Raw genomic sequence first — 18,110 nt, 5'->3', positions numbered from 1 at the left:
ACGCACGTCGGCGCTCGGCGCCCACGCAGATGAACCTATGCGGCGACCACGTCCACCGCCTCGGCGGGCGCCTTGATGGTCACCCGCTCCGGCGGCACACCGGTCACCGACACGGAACCCAGCATCGGACGGACCGACGTGGGCACAGGCTCGCTGGGGGTGGCCGCAGCAGACTGGGCCAGCTCGGCGAGGGCGAGCTCGTCGCTCACTTCCCGCATGAGCTCGGACATCCGTACGTCCAACGCGTCGCAGATGGCGGAGAGCAGCTCGGAGGAAGCCTCCTTCTGCCCCCGCTCCACCTCGGAGAGATAGCCGAGTGAGACTCGGGCGGACGAGGAGACTTCGCGCAGAGTACGGCCCTGGCGCTGGCGCTGCCGACGCAGCACGTCACCCAGCAGGCGACGGAGCAGAATCATCGGTGGCTCCCTCCTCGGACCGCGTAGCCGCATCCTTCACGCCCCACCGTACCGCCTTGCGCTGCGGCCGTGCGGGGAGCGATGTCGTGTTCACTCAGGGCTGCAAACATCAAAACCCCCCGTTCTGTTCCGTATCCTGTGCCCGCTCATTCCCGGTGTGTTCGCCCGCAAGTTCTGTCAGAAGCAGTACGAGCACGCTCCGTACACTCTCTCTACGAATTTCCGCGCGGTCGCCGTTCAACCGCAGGGCCTCCACTTTTCCGCCAGAGGCGGAACCGGTACGGGGCCCGGACGGGCCGTCGACGGCCACGAAGACCGTCCCGACGGGCTGCCCGTCCTGGGGGTCGGGGCCGGCGACCCCGGTGGTCGCGATGCCCCAGTCGGCGCCCAGCGCCTTGCGCACGCCGGCCGCCATCTGGGCCGCGACCTGCGGATCCACCGCCCCACGGGCGGCCAGCAGCGCCGCGTCGACACCGAGCAGTTCCTGCTTCAGCTCGGTCGCGTAGGCCGTGACCGAGCCCCGGAAGACCTTGGACGCCCCGGGCACCGATGTGATCTCCGCCGCAACCAGGCCACCGGTCAGCGACTCGGCGACGGCGAGCGTCCCGCCATTCACCGTGAGTAGTCGCACCACGTCGGTGGCCGTGGAATTCACGCTTCCGTCTCCTGCGAGGCGGCCTCGCGCGCGGCGATTCCCTGCCGGCGCAGCACAATGGCCTGTCTTACGTAGTCGAGGCCGGTCACCACGGTCAGGACGACCGCCGCAGCCATCACCCACCACCGCAGAGTGGCCAGCCACCCCGTCAGGGGCAGGACGTACATCCCGACGGCCACGCCCTGGGTGAGCGTCTTGAGCTTGCCGCCCCGGCTCGCCGGGATGACTCCGTACCGGATGACGATGAAACGCAGCAGGGTGATCCCGAGTTCCCGGCCGAGGATCACGATCGTCACCCACCACGGCAGGTCGCCGAGCGCGGAGAGGCAGATCAGCGCCGCTCCCATGATCGCCTTGTCGGCGATGGGGTCGGCGATCTTCCCGAAGTCGGTGACGAGGTCGTACGTGCGCGCGATGTGCCCGTCGAACAGGTCGGTGATCATGGCGATGGCGAAGGCCGCCCACGCGAAGGCACGCCAGGCCGGATCGTAGCCCCCGTCGGCCAGCATCAGCGCGACGAAGCCGGGCACGAGGATCAGCCGGAGCATCGTCAGCAGATTGGCGATGTTCCAGACGCTCGCCTGGTTGACGGCCGCGGCGGCCAGCTTGCCGCCCCGCGGCGCCCTGCCGTCGGCGGCGACCGGGCCGACACCGGGCCCCGCAGCGCCGGGCCCCGCAGCGCCGGGTCCCACAACACCAGGCCCCGCGACACCGGACCCCACGGCGGCGGTCGGCTCAACGGCGTCGGACGCCCGGTCGGCGGACGCGTCCGCAGCGGCGGCCCCCGTCGCCGGGTTCGCCGCGTTCGCCGGTTTCGCCGACTTCATCTGCTTCGCCTGCTTCGCCGGCGAGGAGCCGCCCGCGGCCGATGCCGGGACACCCGTCATCTGCCCGCCTCCTCACTACACCCGAAAGAGCCCTGCAGGGGTTCGGCCACGAGGTCGACGCCTTCGGTGCCGACCACCTTCGCCTCGACCATACGGCCGACGGCCAGACCTTCGCCCGATGTGAGCAGCACCTGGCCGTCGGTCTCCGGCGCCTGGTGCGCCCCGCGGCCGTGCACGCCGTCCTCGTCCAGGGACTCCACGAGCACGTGCACGGTCTCGCCGACACGCTCCTCGGCCCGCTGCGAGACGAGTTCCTCGGCGAGCCGGGAGACCCGGGCGAGCCGCTCGGCGACGAGATCCTCGTCGAGCTTGTCCTCGTACGTCGCGGCCTCGGTGCCCTCCTCGTCGGAGTACCCGAAGACGCCGATGGCGTCCAGCCGCGCGCCGTTCAGGAACCGCTCCAGCTCGGCCAGGTCGGCCTCGGACTCGCCGGGGAAACCGACGATGAAGTTGGAGCGCACGCCCGCCTGGGGCGCCTTGCTGCGGATCGTGTCGAGCAGTTCCAGGAACCGGTCGGTGTCGCCGAAGCGGCGCATCGCGCGCAGCACGCCGGGCGCGGAGTGCTGGAAGGACAGGTCGAAGTAGGGAGCGATCTTGGGCGTGGACGTCAGGACGTCGATGAGGCCCGGGCGCATCTCGGCGGGCTGGAGGTAGCTGACCCGCACCCGTTCGAGGCCGTCGATGTCCGCGAGCTCGGGCAGCAGGGACTCCAGCAGGCGGATGTCGCCGAGGTCCTTGCCGTAGGAGGTGTTGTTCTCGGAGACCAGCATGATCTCCTTGACGCCCTGCTCGGCCAGCCACCGCGATTCGTTCAGCACGTCGCTCGGCCGGCGCGAGATGAAGGAGCCCCGGAAGGACGGGATGGCGCAGAAGGAGCAGCGCCGGTCGCAGCCGGAGGCGAGCTTCACCGAGGCGACGGGGGCGCCGTCGAGGCGGCGGCGCAGGGGCGCGCGGGGGCCGGACTGCGGGGCGAGGCCCTCCGGCAGATCCACCGGCGCGCTCTGCGCGGGCAGGTCCACCGGGGCGCCGTGCCCGGGCAGTGCCACGCCGGTCGCCGACTGCCGCTCGGCCGGGCTGATCGGCAGCAGCTTGCGCCGGTCGCGCGGGGTGTGGGAGGCGTGGATGCCGCCGTTCAGGATGGTCTGGAGGCGATCGGAGATGTCCGCGTAGTCGTCGAAACCGAGCACGCCGTCGGCCTCGGGGAGGGCTTCGGCGAGCTCCTTGCCGTAGCGCTCGGCCATGCAGCCCACCGCCACGACGGCCTGGGTTCTGCCGTGGCCCTTGAGGTCGTTGGCCTCCAGGAGGGCGTCGACGGAGTCCTTCTTGGCGGCCTCGACGAAGCCACAGGTGTTGACGACGGCGACGTCCGCGTCCTCGGCGTCCTCGACGAGCTGCCAGCCGTCCGCCTCCAAACGGCCTGCGAGCTCCTCCGAGTCCACCTCGTTACGGGCGCAGCCAAGGGTGACGAGTGCGACGGTACGGCGTTCAGGCATGGGCTCAAGACTACTTTGTCCCACCGACAGCGAACGTCGACGGGGTTGGCGATCTTGGCCAACCCCGTCGACCCGCACGGATTTCTCGTGCCTCACCCAGCCTGCGGGTCGCCCTTGGTGTACGTCAGGCGTTCCACGGCGCCGGGCCGGAAGTTGTCGTCGATCTTCTTGCCGTTGACGAACAGATCGATCGCCCCGGCGTCGCCGAGGACGAGATTGATCTTCTCGCTGTCCTGGAAGGTCTTGGAGTCGCCCTGCTTGAGGAGTCCGTCGAACAGCAGCCGCCCGTTGTGGTCCTTGGCGGAGATCCAGCTGCGGCCGTCGGTCGCGCTGACCTGGACGGTCACCTTGTCCTGGGGAGCCGCGGCGATGGCGCTGTCGGAGGGCTCGGGCGTCTCGTCGACGGATTTCTCGGTCTTCGGGGTGGGCGAGGCGGTGACACCGGCCGTGGGCGTGCTGCCCTCGGCGACGGCGTTCTTGGAGCCGTCCTCGTCGCCGCCCTTGAAGGCGGTGAAGCCGACGAAGCCGACCACGGCGACGATCGCGGCGACCATGGCCGCCGTCCAGTTCGGTCCGCGCCGTTCGGGACGGATGCGTTCCGCCTCGAACATCGGGGCGGCCGGGGTCGGCGCGGGACGGCCGCCGTGGGTCGCGTCGTACCGTTCGATCAGTGGCGCGGGGTCGAGCCGGACGGCGCGGGCCAGGGTCCGGATGTGCCCGCGCGCGTAGACGTCACCGCCGCAGGGGGCGAAGTCGTCCGACTCGATGGCATGGATGATGGCGATGCGGACTCGGGTGGCGGTACTGACATCGTCCACGGTCAGCCCGGCGCTGATCCGCGCCTGGCGCAGGGCACGACCGATGGAGAAGGGGGCTTCCTCGGACGGGTCTTCGAACGGACGCTCGTCTTCAGGGGAGTTGCCGATGGACACGGGGGCGCCTTTCGAGCGTGTAGCCACCTGTGCTGGAAGTTCAGTCTAGGGGGGGTGCCAAAGGGAGGGGCAACCGGACAGTACGACTTTGTACGCCATCGGAATGGCCGGTCACGCCGATGACGGCGGCCAGGCACGACCCCTGTTGAAAGTCGTACCTGTCCTCTCGCTCAACTGGACGTACGCCAAAGGGAAACGGTTGCCCTGCGGTTTCTAACGGGTGAGTCACGGACCCCCGGCATCCCGGTGCAACGCCTACCCCGCGGACTCCCCCCGAATCACCGCGAGCACCCCGTCCAGCTCATCGGGTTTCACAAGAACGTCACGAGCCTTCGAACCCTCGCTCGGCCCGACGATGTTCCGCGACTCCATGAGGTCCATCAGCCGGCCCGCCTTGGCGAAGCCGACGCGCAGCTTGCGCTGGAGCATCGAGGTCGAGCCGAACTGGGTGGAGACGACCAGCTCGGCCGCCTGGCACAGCAGATCGAGGTCGTCGCCGATGTCCTCGTCGATCTCCTTCTTCTGCTTGGAGCCGACGGTGACGTCGTCCCGGAAGACGGGCGCCATCTGGTCCTTGCAGTGCTGGACGACCACCGCGACCTCGGCCTCGGTCACGAAGGCGCCCTGCATACGGGTCGGCTTGTTGGCGCCCATCGGCAGGAACAGCCCGTCGCCCTTGCCGATCAGCTTCTCGGCGCCCGGCTGGTCGAGGATGACCCGCGAGTCGGCGAGCGAGGAGGTGGCGAACGCGAGCCGCGAGGGCACGTTCGCCTTGATCAGACCGGTGACGACGTCGACCGAGGGCCGCTGGGTGGCGAGCACCAGATGGATGCCGGCCGCGCGCGCGAGCTGCGTGATCCGCACGATCGCGTCCTCGACGTCCCGCGGGGCGACCATCATCAGGTCGGCGAGCTCGTCCACGATCACCAGCAGATACGGGTACGGCTGAAGCTCGCGTTCGCTGCCCTCGGGCGGCTTGACCTTGCCGTTCCTTATGGCCTCGTTGAAGTCGTCGATGTGCCGGAAGCCGTACGCGGCGAGGTCGTCGTAGCGCAGGTCCATCTCGCGTACGACCCACTGCAGCGCCTCGGCGGCCCGCTTCGGGTTGGTGATGATCGGCGTGATCAGGTGCGGGATGCCCTCGTACGCGGTGAGCTCGACGCGCTTGGGGTCGACGAGGACCATCCGCACGTCCTCGGGGGTCGCGCGGACCATGACGGACGTGATGAGGCAGTTGATGCACGAGGACTTGCCGGAACCGGTGGCTCCGGCGACGAGGATGTGCGGCATCTTCGCCAGGTTGGCCATCACATAGCCGCCCTCGACGTCCTTGCCGAGCGCCACCAGCATCGGATGGTCGTCCTCGGCCGCGTCGGCGAGCCGCAGCACGTCCCCGAGGTTGACCATCTCCCGGTCGGTGTTGGGGATCTCGATGCCGACCGCCGACTTGCCGGGGATCGGGCTGATGATCCGCACGTCCGGGCTGGCGACGGCGTACGCGATGTTCTTGGTGAGCGCGGTGATCCGCTCGACCTTCACCGCGGGGCCGAGCTCCACCTCGTAGCGGGTGACCGTCGGGCCCCGGGTGAAACCGGTGACGGCGGCGTCGACCTTGAACTCGGTGAAGACGTTCGTCAGCGAGGCGACGACGGCGTCGTTGGCCGCGCTGCGCGCCTTGCCGGGGCCGCCGCGCTCCAGGAGGTCGAGCGAGGGCAGCGAGTAGGTGATGTCGCCGGAGAGCTGGAGCTGCTCGGCGCGCGGCGGCAGATCGCGGATCTCCTCCGGCGGCGCCTTGGTCAGATCGGGGACGGCCCCGCCCTTGAGCTTCTCCTGCTTGGGCCGCGCGGCCGGGACCGGCGTCGGCGTGGTCGCCTCGCGGTCGCCGACGCGCACGCCCTGGGTGAGGTCGGCGACGAGCGGGGAGGGCGGCAGGCCGTGCATCACGACCCCGTCGAGATCGGCCGCGGCGGCCGCGGCGATGTCCACGGCGTCCAGCTCCCGGTCCATCGCGGGCTGCGGCACGGCCGAGCGCCGGGGCCGACTGCGGCGCTCGGAGAGCGCCTCCTGCTCGGCGCCGTCGGGGTCGTACGCCCGGGAACCGCCGGAGCGCCGGCGGGGGCGCCCGGGCAGCCCCTCGCGCCACTGCTCGTCGTAGCGCGCGTCGTCGTCGGAGAGTTCCTCGTCCGCCTCGGGGTCGTCCAGCACGCCGAGGCGCACCCCGAGCTGGCGCAGCCGCTGCGGGATCGCGTTGACCGGGGTGGCCGTGACCACCAGCAGCCCGAAGATCGTGAGCAGCACGAGCAGCGGTACGGCGAGCACCTCGCCCATGGTGTACGTCAGCGGGGTCGCCGCGCCCCAGCCGATGAGGCCGCCGGCGTCCCTTATCGCCTGCATGCCGTCGCTGCGGGCGGGCGCGCCGCAGGCGATGTGGACCTGGCCGAGGACGCCGATGACGAGCGCGGACAGGCCGATCACGATGCGGCCGTTGGCGTCGGGCTGCTCGGGGTGGCGGATGAAGCGCACGGCGATGACCGCGAGCAGGATCGGCACGAGCAGGTCGAGCCGGCCGAAGGAGCCGGTGACGAGGATCTCGACCAGATCGCCGACGGGGCCCTTGAGGTCCGCCCAGGTGCCCGCCGCGACGATCAGCGCCATGCCGAGCAGCAGCAGGGCGACGCCGTCCTTTCGGTGGGCGGGGTCGAGGTTCTTCGCGCCGTTCCCTATGCCCCGGAACACCGCGCCGACGGCGTGCGCCAGGCCCAGCCAGAGGGCGCGCACGAGCCGGTAGATGCCCCCGGTGGGGCTGGGCGCCGGCTTGGGCGCCGGCGCCGCCTTCTTGGCCGCGGCTTTCTTGGCGGGCGCCTTCTTGGCCTGGGCCTTTTTCGCGGCGGCCTTCTTCGCCGGAGCCTTCGCGGGAGCAGCGGCCTTCTTGGCGGTCTGCTTCTTCGCTGCGGAGGGACGTGAGGCCATGGATGTGAGGTTACCGGGGGAGGCGACGGCAGACACGTGTGCCCGCTGCTTCACCCGTTCGTGTCGGCCCGGCGCAGGCGCGGAACTGACGCGTCCCCCGCGTGGGGGAGGTGAGCCGGCGCATCAGCCCCCTGACGGCAGGGAACTGACCGCCGCTCACGCCCAACCGCGCCCGAGCCTCGGCTCAGTTCTGCGACGGCACCGAGGCGGCGCCGTTGCCCGTGCCCGGCTCGAGCGCGTCCAGCGCCCGGCGCAGGCCGGTGAGTTTGCGCTCCAGATGCGCCGCCGTGGCCACCGCGGCCGCGTCCGCCGACTCGTCGTCGAGCTGCTTGGACAGCGCCTCCGCCTGCTCCTCGACGGCCGCGAGCCGTGCGGACAGCTCGGCCAGCAGCCCGGCCGGCTCCTTGGCGCCGCCCGCCGCGGCCTTGCCGCCACCACCCTCCAACTGGAGCCGCAGCAGCGCCGCCTGCTCCCTCAGCTGGCAGTTCTTCATGTACAGCTCGACGAACACGGAGACCTTCGCACGCAGCACCCACGGGTCGAACGGCTTGGAGATGTAGTCCACCGCGCCGGCCGCGTACCCACGGAAGGTGTGATGCGGGCCGTGATTGATCGCCGTGAGGAAGATGATCGGGATGTCCCTGGTGCGTTCTCGCCGCTTGATGTGCGCGGCCGTTTCGAAACCGTCCATTCCCGGCATCTGGACGTCCAGCAGAATGACCGCGAAGTCGTCCGTCAACAGTGCTTTGAGCGCCTCTTCCCCGGACGATGCCCGCACCAGCGTCTGATCGAGCGCCGAGAGGATCGCCTCCAGCGCCAGCAGATTCTCCGGCCGGTCATCGACCAGGAGGATCTTGGCCTTCTGCACCATGGCCCGCCCTCCTCGCCCCGGCAGTGCACCGGGCGCCGCCCCTGGGGACGACTCCTTTGCGCCGCCCTTCCTTGTGCCGGTCATGGTAGCCGCACCCCGACCGTCGCCACACCCTGTCACCGTGATGTCACTGTGCACGTAGCAGGAACGCGGCAGGAGACCAGAAGGTTCCCCGATTCGCGCCCCGCTACACGACTCGGCACGCCCTCGGTCGGCAACCTCTCACGTCTTCCGCCGCATCCCGTCACACGAGCCGATCCGGTCACACCCCGCGCATCCACTGCTGCATCACCGACAGCAGATGATCGGGATCGACCGGCTTCGTGACGTAGTCGGAGGCACCCGACTCGATCGCCTTCTCCCGGTCGCCCTTCATCGCCTTCGCCGTCAGCGCGATGATCGGCAGACCGGAGAACTGCGGCATCCGGCGGATCGCCGTCGTCGTCGCGTACCCGTCCATCTCGGGCATCATGATGTCCATCAGGACGACCGCCACGTCGTCGTGCTGCTCCAGCACCTCGATGCCCTCGCGGCCGTTCTCCGCGTACAGCACGGACAGCCCGTGCTGCTCCAGGACACTGGTCAGCGCGAACACATTGCGGATGTCGTCGTCGACGATCAGCACCTTCTCACCGCCGAAGCGGATGCCCCGCTGCCCCTGCGGCGCCGGCCACTGCGCCGCCTCACCGACCCGCTCGCCGCCGTTCGACGAACGCCGCCGGCGCCGGAACAGCGCTGCCGCGCCGTTCTGGGTCTCCTGGTACGACTTCACCTCGGCCGGCGTCACGATCTCCGCCTCGCGCAGCTCCGACAGCTCGATCGCCCCGTTCTCCGAGGCCACCAGGTCACCGGCCTCCAGCGCGGGCACGATCTGCTGGTAGCCCTGCGGGGGCAGCTCACTGGGGTGCAGGGGCAGATACAGCGTGAACGTCGAGCCGCGCCCCGGCTCGCTCTGGGCATGGATCTCACCGCCGAGCAACTGCGCGATCTCCCGCGAGATCGACAGCCCGAGGCCCGTACCGCCGTACTTGCGGCTGGTCGTGCCGTCCGCCTGCTTGAACGCCTCGAAGATCACCCGCATCTTGCTCGCCGCGATCCCGATGCCCGTGTCGGTCACCGAGAACGCGATCATCGGCGCGTCCGGATCCGTCAGCGAACCGGCCTCCAGCAACTGCTCCCGGATCGCCACCGGCACATCCGCCCCGGCCGGCCGGATCACCAGCTCCACCGACCCCGAATCGGTGAACTTCACCGCGTTGGACAGCAGATTGCGCAGCACCTGCAGCAGCCGCTGCTCGTCCGTGTGCAGCGTGGCCGGCAGCTCCGGCGACACCCGCACGGACAGATCCAGGCCCTTCTCCGCGGTCAACGGCCGGAAGGTCGCCTCCACGTAGTCCACGAGCTGCACCAGCGCGATCCGCGTCGGCGAGACGTCCATCTTGCCCGCCTCGACCTTCGACAGGTCGAGGATGTCGTTGATCAGCTGCAGCAGATCGGACCCCGCCCCGTGGATCGTCTCGGCGAACTCCACCTGCTTCGGCGAGAGATTGCCCTCCGCGTTGTCCGCGAGCAGCTTCGCCAGGATCAGCAGCGAGTTCAGCGGCGTACGCAGCTCGTGCGACATGTTCGCGAGGAACTCGCTCTTGTAGCGCATCGACACCGCGAGCTGCTCGGCGCGCTCCTCCAGGACCTGCCGCGCCTCCTCGATCTCGGTGTTCTTCACCTCGATGTCCCGGTTCTGCTGGGCCAGCAGCTCGGCCTTCTCCTCCAGTTCCGCGTTGGACGCCTGGAGGGCCTTCTGCCGCTGCTCCAACTCCGCCGACCGCTCCCGCAGTTGCTCGGTCAGCTCCTGCGACTGCTTCAGCAGCAGCTCCGTCTTGGTGTTCACGGAGATCGTGTTGACGCTGGTCGCGATCATCTCGGCGAGCTGGTTGAGGAAATCCTTCTGGATCTGCGTGAACGGCGCGAACGACGCCAGCTCGATCACCCCGAGCACCTGGCCCTCGAACAGCACCGGCAGCACGATCACCTGCGCGGGCGGCGCCTCTCCGAGCCCGGAGGAGATCTTCAGATAGCCGCTCGGCGCGTTCTCCACCAGGATCGTGCGCTTCTCCTCGGCGGCCGTCCCCACCAGCGCCTCACCCGGCCGGAACGACGTCGGCATCGACCCCATCGAGTAGCCGTACGACCCCAGCATCCGCAGCTCGTACGGGTCGTCCGTACCCTCCGGCGACGGCATCGCCAGGAAGAACGCGCCGTGCTGCGCCGCCACCAGCGGCGGCAGCTCGCTCATGATCAGCGAAGCCACGTCCTCCAGGTCGCGCCGCCCCTGCATGAGCGCCGACACGCGCGCGAGGTTGCCCTTGAGCCAGTCCTGCTCCTTGTTGGCGATCGTGGTGTCGCGCAGGTTGGCGATCATCTTGTTGATGTAGTCCTGCAGCTCCTGGATCTCGCCGGCCGCGTCCACGTCCAGCTTCAGGTTCAGGTCGCCCCGGGTCACCGCGGTCGCCGCCCGCGCGATGGCACGCACCTGCCGGGTCAGGTTCCCGGCCATCTCGTTCACGGACTCCGTCAGGTCCCGCCAGGTGCCGTCCACGTCACGCACGCGTGCCTGACCGCCCAGCTGCCCCTCGGTACCCACCTCGCGGGCCACCCGGGTGACCTCCTCGGCGAAGGACGACAGCTGGTCGACCATCGTGTTGATGGTCGTCTTCAGCTCAAGGATCTCCCCGCGCGCGTCGATGTCGATCTTCTTCGTCAGATCACCCTTGGCGATGGCCGTCGTGACCATGGCGATGTTGCGCACCTGGCCGGTCAGGTTGGACGCCATGCCGTTCACGGAGTCGGTGAGGTCCTTCCACGTACCCGCCACACCCGGTACGTGCGCCTGACCGCCCAGGATGCCGTCCGTACCCACCTCACGGGCCACCTTGGTGACCTGCTCGGCGAACGAGCTCAGCGTCTTCACCATGGTGTTGATCGTGTCGGCGAGCTGCTGGACCTCGCCGCGCGCCTCGATCGTCACCGTCCGGGTCAGATCGCCGTTGGCGACCGCCGCGGCGACCTGCGAGATGTTGCGCACCTGCATGGTCAGGTTCTTGGCCATCAGGTTCACATTGCCGCTGAGGTCCTTCCAGATGCCCGTGATCCCCGGAACGTGCGCCTGGCCGCCCAGAATGCCCTCGGTGCCCACCTCACGGGCCACCCGCGTCACCTGCTCGGCGAACGACGACAGCTGGTCCACCATCGTGTTCACGGTGGTCACGAGCTCGAGGATCTCCCCCTTGGCGTCGACCGTGATCTTCTTCGACAGATCGCCCTTGGCGACCGCCGTCGTGACCTCGGCGATCTGGCGCACCTGGATGGTCAGGTTGTTCGCCATGAAGTTCACCGACTGCGTGAGGTCCTTCCAGGTGCCGGAGACACCCTGCACCTCGGCCTGCCCGCCGAGCTGCCCCTCCGTACCGACCTCTCGGGCGACCCTGGTGACCTCCTGGGCGAAGGAGGAGAGCTGGTCGACCATCGTGTTCAGGGTGTTCTTCAGCTCCAGGATCTCCCCGCGCGCGTCCACGGTGATCTTCTGGGACAGGTCACCGCGCGCCACCGCCGTGGCGACCTGCGCGATGTTGCGCACCTGGGCGGTGAGGTTGCCGGCCATGCCGTTCACCGAGTCGGTCAGGTCCCGCCACACCCCGGCCACACCGGGCACCTGCGCCTGACCGCCGAGCCGCCCCTCGGTACCCACGTCCCGCGACACCCGGGTCACCTGGTCGGCGAACGCGGAGAGCTGGTCGACCATCGTGTTGATGGTGTTCTTCAGCTCCAGGATCTCCCCGCGCGCGTCCACGTCGATCTTCTGCGACAAGTCACCGCGCGCCACCGCCGTCGTCACCTGGGCGATCTGCCGCACCTGAGAGGTGAGGTTGCCGGCCATGAAGTTGACGGAGTCCGTCAGCTCCCGCCAGGTGCCCGACACCCCGTCCACGCGCGCCTGACCGCCCAGGCGGCCCTCGGTGCCCACGTCCCGGGCCATCCGCGTCACCTGGTCGGCGAACGACGACAGCTGGTCCACCATCGTGTTCACGGTGTTCTTCAGCTGGAGCATCTCGCCGGAGACGTCGACGGTCACCTTCTGCGACAGATCGCCGTTGGCCACGGCCGTCGTCACCTGGGCGATGTTCCTCACCTGTCCGGTGAGGTTCCGGAACGCCGTGTTGACGGAGTCCGTCAGGTCCTTCCACGTCCCCGCCGCGCCCGACACCTGCGCCTGGCCGCCCAGTTCACCCTCGACACCGATCTCCCGCGCCACACGCGTCACTTCGGCACCGAACGCCGAGAGCTGGTCCACCATCCCGTTGACGGTGTTCTTCAGCTCCAGCATCTCGCCGGCCACATCCACGGTGACCTTCTGCGACAGATCACCGCTCGCCACGGCCGTCGTCACGGCCGCGATGTCCCTCACCTGAGTGGTGAGATTCCGGAACACCGTGTTGACGGAGTCCGTCAGGTCCTTCCACGTCCCCGCCGCACCGGGCACATTGGCCTGCCCGCCGAGCCGCCCCTCGGCCCCCACCTCGTTGGCCACCCGGGTGACCTCGTCCGCGAAGGTCCGCAGCGTCTCGGTCATCTGGTTGATGGTGTCGGCGAGCTGAGCGATCTCACCGCGCGCCGACACCGTCACCTTCTGCGACAGGTCGCCGTTGGCGACCGCGGTCGTCACCTCCGCGATCCCCCGCACCTGGGCCGTCAGGTTCCCGGCCATGGTGTTCACCGAATCGGTGAGTTCCTTCCACACACCGTCCACACCGGACACCTGCGCCTGGCCGCCCAGAATGCCCTCGGTGCCCACCTCGCGCGCCACCCGGGTCACCTCGGAGGAGAACGCCGAGAGCTGGTCCACCATCGTGTTGACGGTGTTCTTCAACTCGAGCATCTCGCCCTCGACGTGAACCGTCACCTTCCGCGACAGATCACCCTTGGCCACCGCCGTCGTCACCAGCGCGATGTCCCGCACCTGGGCCGTCAGCCGCTCCGCCATCGTGTTGACGGACTCCGTCAGGTCCTTCCACGACCCGGACATGCCGCGCACCTGCGCCTGACCGCCCAGCTTGCCCTCGGTGCCCACCTCGCTGGCCACCCGCGTGACCTCGTCGGTGAACGTCGACAGCTGATCGACCAGGTTGTTGACGGTCCGCCCGACCTTCAGGAACTCCCCGCGCAACGGCTGCCCCGCCGCCCCCTCGGGCGTCTGCGTCCGCAGCTCCATCCGCGGCGACAGATCACCCTCGGCCACCGCCGACAGCACCCGCCCCACCTCGGACACCGGCCGTACGAGATCGTCGACCAGCGCGTTGGAGTGGTCGATGGCAGTCGCCCACGAGCCCTCGCAGGCCCCCGTCTCCAGCCGCTCGGTGAGCTTGCCCTCCCGGCCCACCATGCGACGTACGCGCGACAGCTCACCCGTGAGGTGGAGATTGCGGTCCGCCACCTCGTTGAACACGGCCGCGATCTCCGACATCACACCGTCGCCGGACACCGTGAGCCGCTTGCGGAAGTTCCCGTCCCGCATCGACACCAGGGCCACCAGCAGCCGCTCCAGGGCCGCCGTGTCCACCGTGGTGGTGCCACCGCGCGAACCACGCCTGCTCAGGGACTGTCCGCCTTTCGCGCGCGCCTTAGTGCTCCGCGTCGCTGCGCCAGACTCCACTTGTCCCTCCCGCAGGGATTCGACCGTTACGCTGTGCTGAGGTGTTACTACTCGCCGTTGCCGGTTACCGCAGGGTTTCCGCCTGATCCAACCAGGCGGACCCGGGGGGCTGCTGCCCCCTGTACTCAGAAGACACCCAGTCTGCCCGGACCTTCACAAGAAGCTTGCCCAGTGTTTCACCCTCTCCGAACCCGGCCATAACAGTTCGGCAGCTTCGCACATCGTCCGCACACCCACGGGCGCCTCTTGAGGCGGAAACAGCGGTGACCGGCATCCGCAGGGGCGGGGAAGGTAAGTAACCTTGCATGCGGCTGTCCAGCCGCGCCGGTCCGTCCGGCCTGGGCGGTGGCACGAGGCACGAGCGGGCATCGGAGGGGCGGCCGCAACATGACCACCGGACTGATCCCGGGGGGACAGCCCCCGGACCCCCGGCCTTCCGGCCTGCGCCCGCCGCAGCAGCGGCGCGACCAGGGCGGCCAGGGATCCCCCCACGTCGACGACCGGCCGAGGAGTTCCGTGATCACCGCGCGCGCGGCTGCCAGCTTCGAGCCCGTCGGGCGATCGGTCGCGACCGCCCGCTCGTTCGTCCGCGACACCCTCCAGGGCTGGGGTTTCGCCGACATCGTCGATGACGCCGTCGTCCTCACGAGCGAACTGGTGACGAACGCCGTCGTCCACGCGGGCACCCACGCCGACGTCCTGTGTCTGCGCTCCGAGGACGGCGTACGCATCGAGGTGGCCGACCGCTATCCGGAGCGCGAGATCCCCCTCCAGGGCTCCCCCGCCACCATGGGCAGCCCCGACCGCGAGGGCGGCCGCGGCCTCCAGCTCTGCGCCGCCATCGCGGCCCGCTGGGGCGTCGACTACACCTCCACCCACAAACAGGTCTGGTTCCAACTCCACCTCCCCGACCGCCCGGTGGGCACCCGCACCGCCGGCCCGTCCCTCCCGGCCGACCTCCTGCCGCTCGCCGACAGCCGCGTCCGCGTCGCGGTCCTCCAGATCGACCGCGTCGGCGCCATCTCCGCCTGGAACGAGGACGCGGAGGAACTCTTCGGCTACGCCGCCGACCAGGTCATCGGCAAGCCGCTCACCGACCTCGCCGCCTGGCCGCACACCCCGGGCACCGGCACCGGGATCGCCGAGGCCCTCCAACTCTCCCGCTGGGAAGGCAGTTACGGCATCCGCGGCGCCTCCGGCCGGGTCACCCCGGTGTACGCCTCCCACCTCCGCGTCCGCGACACCGACGGCGAACCCTCCACGGTCTGCCTCCTGGTCCGCGACCACGAACGCGCCGTCCTGCAGACCCCGTCGCGCCTGCCCGCCTCCGACACGGCCCCCGCGGACGGCCAGAGCGTCGACCCCTTCGAGGTCTTCATCGGCTCCCCCGCCCCGGACGACCTCGACGGCCTCCTCCAGCGCACCGTGGAACGCGCCCGCGACATGCTCGACGGCGACTCCGCCTTCCTGCTCCTCGCCACCGACGACGAGACCGAGCTGGAGGTGCGCGCCTCCACGGGTCTGCCCTCGGCCCGCCAGCGCTTCGCCCGCGTGCCCGTCGAGGCGGGCCCCGGCCGCTACGGCTCCGCCCGCATGCCGGCCGTCCACGAGGACCTCCTGGCCGTCCCCGGCGCCGTCCCCCTGCTGAACGGCACGGGCATGCGCTCGGTCGTCACGGTCCCCCTGAAGGTGGAGGGCCGCCTCACGGGCTCCCTGGGCGTCGCGGCGGAGGCCCAGGGCCGCTACTCCAACGAGGAGGCCCTGCGCCTGCAGTTCGCGGCCGACCGCATCGCCCTCGCCGTCGAGTCGGCCCGCCTCGGCGAACTGGAACGCCTGCGCCGGGGCTCCCTCAGCTTCCTCGTCGAGGCCTCCGACCTCCTCGCCGGCACCCTCGACCGCGACCAGACCCTGGCCCTGATGGCCCAGATGACCGTCCCCACCCTGGCCACCTGGTGCGCGGTCTACACGATCGCCGACCAGGCCTCCGACCCGTATCTGTCCTACGTCCTGCACGAGGACGAGGAACTCATCGACGGCATCAAGTCGTTGCTCTCGAAGATCGCCCCGCCGGACCCGGTCCCCACCCCGGGCGCCCGCGTCTGGGCGGCCCCCGGCGAGGCCGCGCACGAGGCGGCCCTGCGCAGCTCGATGCGCAGCCTGGGCCTGACCGGCGGCCCCACCCACCAGGTGTCCTCCGGCATCGGCCCCACCCTCGCCACGGCCTCCGCGGTCGGCGGCGAGACGGTCGTCCTGCCCCTGGTCGCCCGCAACCGCGTCATCGGCATGCTGACCCTCGGCAAACCCACCGACGAACACTTCCGCCAGGAGATCCTGGAACTGGCCGAGGACCTGAGCCGCCGAGCGGCCCTCGCCCTCGACAACGCCCGCCTCTACTCCGAGCGGACGGCCATCAGCCAGTCCCTCCAGCGCAGCCTGCTGCCCCCGGGCCTCCCCGAGATCGACGGCGTGGAGGTCGACGTCATCTACCGCGCGGCCGGCGAGGGCAACGAGGTCGGCGGCGACTTCTACGACGTCTTCCCGATCAGCGACGGCGCCTACGGCTTCGCCATCGGCGACGTCTGCGGCACGGGCCCGCACGCGGCCGCCGTGACGGGGCTGGCCCGGCACGCCCTACGGCTGCTGGCCCGCGAGGGCCTCAGCGGCCCGGCGGTCCTGGAGCGCCTCAATTCGGCCATCCTCGACGAGGGCGCCCGCAGCCGCTTCCTGACCCTCCTGTACGGCGAGATGCGCCCGCAGCCCGACGGCAGCGCGGAACTGAAGGTGGTCTGCGCCGGCCACCCCCTCCCGCTCCGGCTGCGCCAGGACGGCACGGTCGAGCCGGCCGCCGAGCCCCAGCCGCTGCTCGGCGTCATCGAGGACCTGGAGCTGTACGAGCAGACGGTCACCCTCGACCCGGGCGACGTCCTGCTCTGTGTCACGGACGGCGTCACCGAGCGCCGAGAGGGCACCCGCATGCTGGGCGACGACGGCCTCACCGATGTCCTGTCGACCTGTACGGGTCTCACGGCCGGCGCGGTCGCGGCCCGCATCATGCGCGCGGTCGAACGCTTCGCCTCGGACGCCCCGTCCGACGACATGGCGATTCTGGCCATGCGGGTGGCATGAGAAAACCCCCCGCCCGAAAGGGCGGGGGGTTTAATCGATGGAGCCCCCTAACGGAATCGAACCGTTGACCTTCTCCTTACCATGGAGACGCTCTGCCGACTGAGCTAAGGGGGCTGGTCACTTTTCGAGGTTTCCCTCGCGGCAACGAAATAGAGCATACCCCGAACTGGCCGGTGCTCCCAAACTCGTTCAGAAGGCCGGCTGAAGCAGTCCGCCGAGCGCGTTGCACGCGGTGACGATGCGCTGCATATCCCGCTTCGTCAACGAGGCGTCCACCGGCAGGGCGAGGGTCTCATCGGCGGCCAGCTCGGTCTCCGGCAGCGACACACAGCGCCGGTACTCGGGCAGCCGGTGCAGCGGGGTCTTCACCGGCACCCGGCAGTCAACTCCCCTGCTCCGCAGGGCTCGCGCGAAGGCGTCCCGGTCGGGCCGGCCGTTCCCCGGCACCCGGACGACGTACTGCTGGTAGGAGTGCCCGTCCCCGCCGTCGGGCGTGCGCACTCCACGCAGCCGCGCGTCGAGATAGGCCGCCCGCTCCCGCCGCCGCGCGATCTCGTCGTACGGCGCCTCGGACTCCGCCTGCTCCAGCACCAGCAGCCCGTGCCGCTGCCCGACCCCGTGCAACCGCGGCACATCGGCCGGCCGCCCGAAGCGGTGTACGACAACGATGGCCGCCGTGCGCGGAGTTACGACCGCTTCGACGGTGCCCGCGTCGAGGCAGTAGGTCACCGGATCCACGTCGGCGAACACGGGCAGCGCACCCGCGAGGGCGACGGCTCCGGCGACTTCCGCGTTCCCGAAGGCCGGCACGATGACCTCGTCACCGACTCCGACGCCTGCGGCCCTGAGCATTGCAGCAGTACCCATGCCGTGGATGCTGCGGGCGGAAGTTGAACTTCAAGTGACGACAAACAAAAAAGGGTTGGGCCCTGAACCGAAGTTCAGAACCCAACCCTTTGAATGATTGTTCGGCGGTGTCCTACTCTCCCACAGGGTCCCCCCTGCAGTACCATCGGCGCTGTAAGGCTTAGCTTCCGGGTTCGGAATGTAACC

10 protein-coding genes, 1 tRNA gene and 1 rRNA gene are annotated in these 18,110 nt (G+C 70.0%); 1 reads left to right on the top strand and 11 read right to left on the bottom strand.

What is annotated here, in order from left to right:
* Nucleotides 1–35: 35 nt before the first annotated feature.
* The 8 genes from ABZ464_RS17590 to ABZ464_RS17555 form a co-directional block, all read right to left on the bottom strand.
* On the bottom strand, nucleotides 36–416 hold the full coding sequence (locus tag ABZ464_RS17590; protein ID WP_015657463.1) for a helix-turn-helix transcriptional regulator: 381 nt from the start codon (nucleotides 414–416) through the stop codon (nucleotides 36–38).
* 109 nt (nucleotides 417–525) lie between these two features.
* Entirely contained in the window at nucleotides 526–1,071 is a 546-nt protein-coding gene (locus ABZ464_RS17585; protein WP_359277468.1) for a CinA family protein, read from the bottom strand.
* Nucleotides 1,068–1,958: a CDP-diacylglycerol--glycerol-3-phosphate 3-phosphatidyltransferase gene (gene pgsA, locus ABZ464_RS17580; RefSeq protein ID WP_359277465.1), complete on the bottom strand. Its 891-nt coding sequence runs from the start codon at nucleotides 1,956–1,958 to the stop codon at nucleotides 1,068–1,070. The genes ABZ464_RS17585 and pgsA overlap by 4 nt, the downstream gene beginning before the upstream one ends.
* Nucleotides 1,955–3,451, bottom strand: coding sequence for a 30S ribosomal protein S12 methylthiotransferase RimO (gene rimO / locus ABZ464_RS17575; RefSeq protein ID WP_359277462.1), 1,497 nt, complete (start codon nucleotides 3,449–3,451; stop codon nucleotides 1,955–1,957). The genes pgsA and rimO overlap by 4 nt, the downstream gene beginning before the upstream one ends.
* A 92-nt stretch (nucleotides 3,452–3,543) precedes the next feature.
* Nucleotides 3,544–4,383 carry a RodZ domain-containing protein gene (locus ABZ464_RS17570; RefSeq protein WP_359277456.1) on the bottom strand — a complete coding sequence of 280 codons (840 nt, stop codon included), beginning with the start codon at nucleotides 4,381–4,383 and terminating at the stop codon, nucleotides 3,544–3,546.
* Nucleotides 4,384–4,638: 255 nt separating this feature from the next.
* Nucleotides 4,639–7,353: a DNA translocase FtsK gene (locus ABZ464_RS17565; RefSeq protein ID WP_359277453.1), complete on the bottom strand. Its 2,715-nt coding sequence runs from the start codon at nucleotides 7,351–7,353 to the stop codon at nucleotides 4,639–4,641.
* Nucleotides 7,354–7,537: 184 nt separating this feature from the next.
* Nucleotides 7,538–8,224 (bottom strand): response regulator, encoded by a 687-nt coding sequence (locus ABZ464_RS17560; RefSeq protein ID WP_359277450.1) that lies wholly within the window; start codon nucleotides 8,222–8,224, stop codon nucleotides 7,538–7,540.
* Nucleotides 8,225–8,486: 262 nt separating this feature from the next.
* A complete protein-coding gene (locus ABZ464_RS17555; protein ID WP_359277447.1) occupies nucleotides 8,487–13,931 on the bottom strand; it encodes a HAMP domain-containing protein in 5,445 nt (1,814 codons plus the stop codon).
* A 387-nt stretch (nucleotides 13,932–14,318) separates the two neighbouring features.
* On the opposite strand from ABZ464_RS17555, the gene ABZ464_RS17550 reads away from it, so the two are divergent.
* Complete coding sequence (locus tag ABZ464_RS17550; RefSeq protein WP_359277444.1) at nucleotides 14,319–17,057, top strand: SpoIIE family protein phosphatase; 2,739 nt, start codon at nucleotides 14,319–14,321, stop codon at nucleotides 17,055–17,057.
* A 38-nt stretch (nucleotides 17,058–17,095) separates the two neighbouring features.
* Here the strand turns inward: ABZ464_RS17550 and ABZ464_RS17545 are convergent.
* From ABZ464_RS17545 to rrf, 3 genes are all read right to left on the bottom strand, one after another.
* A tRNA-Thr gene (locus tag ABZ464_RS17545) sits at nucleotides 17,096–17,171 on the bottom strand.
* A gap of 75 nt (nucleotides 17,172–17,246) precedes the next feature.
* Nucleotides 17,247–17,909, bottom strand: coding sequence for a DegT/DnrJ/EryC1/StrS family aminotransferase (locus ABZ464_RS17540; protein WP_359277949.1), 663 nt, complete (start codon nucleotides 17,907–17,909; stop codon nucleotides 17,247–17,249).
* Between the two features lie 114 nt (nucleotides 17,910–18,023).
* Nucleotides 18,024–18,110: ribosomal RNA gene (gene rrf / locus ABZ464_RS17535) — 5S ribosomal RNA — on the bottom strand; the annotation flags it as partial.

This window comes from Streptomyces sp. NPDC005820 (genome assembly GCF_040630255.1).
Classification (GTDB): Bacteria; Actinomycetota; Actinomycetes; order Streptomycetales; family Streptomycetaceae; genus Streptomyces.
The sequence above is the reverse complement of the archived record's forward strand: the minus strand, read 5'-3'. Positions and strand labels throughout refer to the sequence as shown.

Excerpts from the sequence above, each read along its gene's own strand:
- ABZ464_RS17590 (WP_015657463.1), bottom strand. The coding sequence starts at position 416 with ATGATTCTGCTCCGTCGCCTGCTGGGTGACGTGCTGCGTCGGCAGCGC.
- pgsA (WP_359277465.1), bottom strand. The coding sequence starts at position 1,958 with ATGACGGGTGTCCCGGCATCGGCCGCGGGCGGCTCCTCGCCGGCGAAG.
- rimO (WP_359277462.1), bottom strand. The coding sequence starts at position 3,451 with ATGCCTGAACGCCGTACCGTCGCACTCGTCACCCTTGGCTGCGCCCGT.
- ABZ464_RS17565 (WP_359277453.1), bottom strand. The coding sequence starts at position 7,353 with ATGGCCTCACGTCCCTCCGCAGCGAAGAAGCAGACCGCCAAGAAGGCC.
- ABZ464_RS17560 (WP_359277450.1), bottom strand. The coding sequence starts at position 8,224 with ATGGTGCAGAAGGCCAAGATCCTCCTGGTCGATGACCGGCCGGAGAAT.
- ABZ464_RS17550 (WP_359277444.1), top strand. The coding sequence starts at position 14,319 with ATGACCACCGGACTGATCCCGGGGGGACAGCCCCCGGACCCCCGGCCT.
- ABZ464_RS17540 (WP_359277949.1), bottom strand. The coding sequence starts at position 17,909 with ATGCTCAGGGCCGCAGGCGTCGGAGTCGGTGACGAGGTCATCGTGCCG.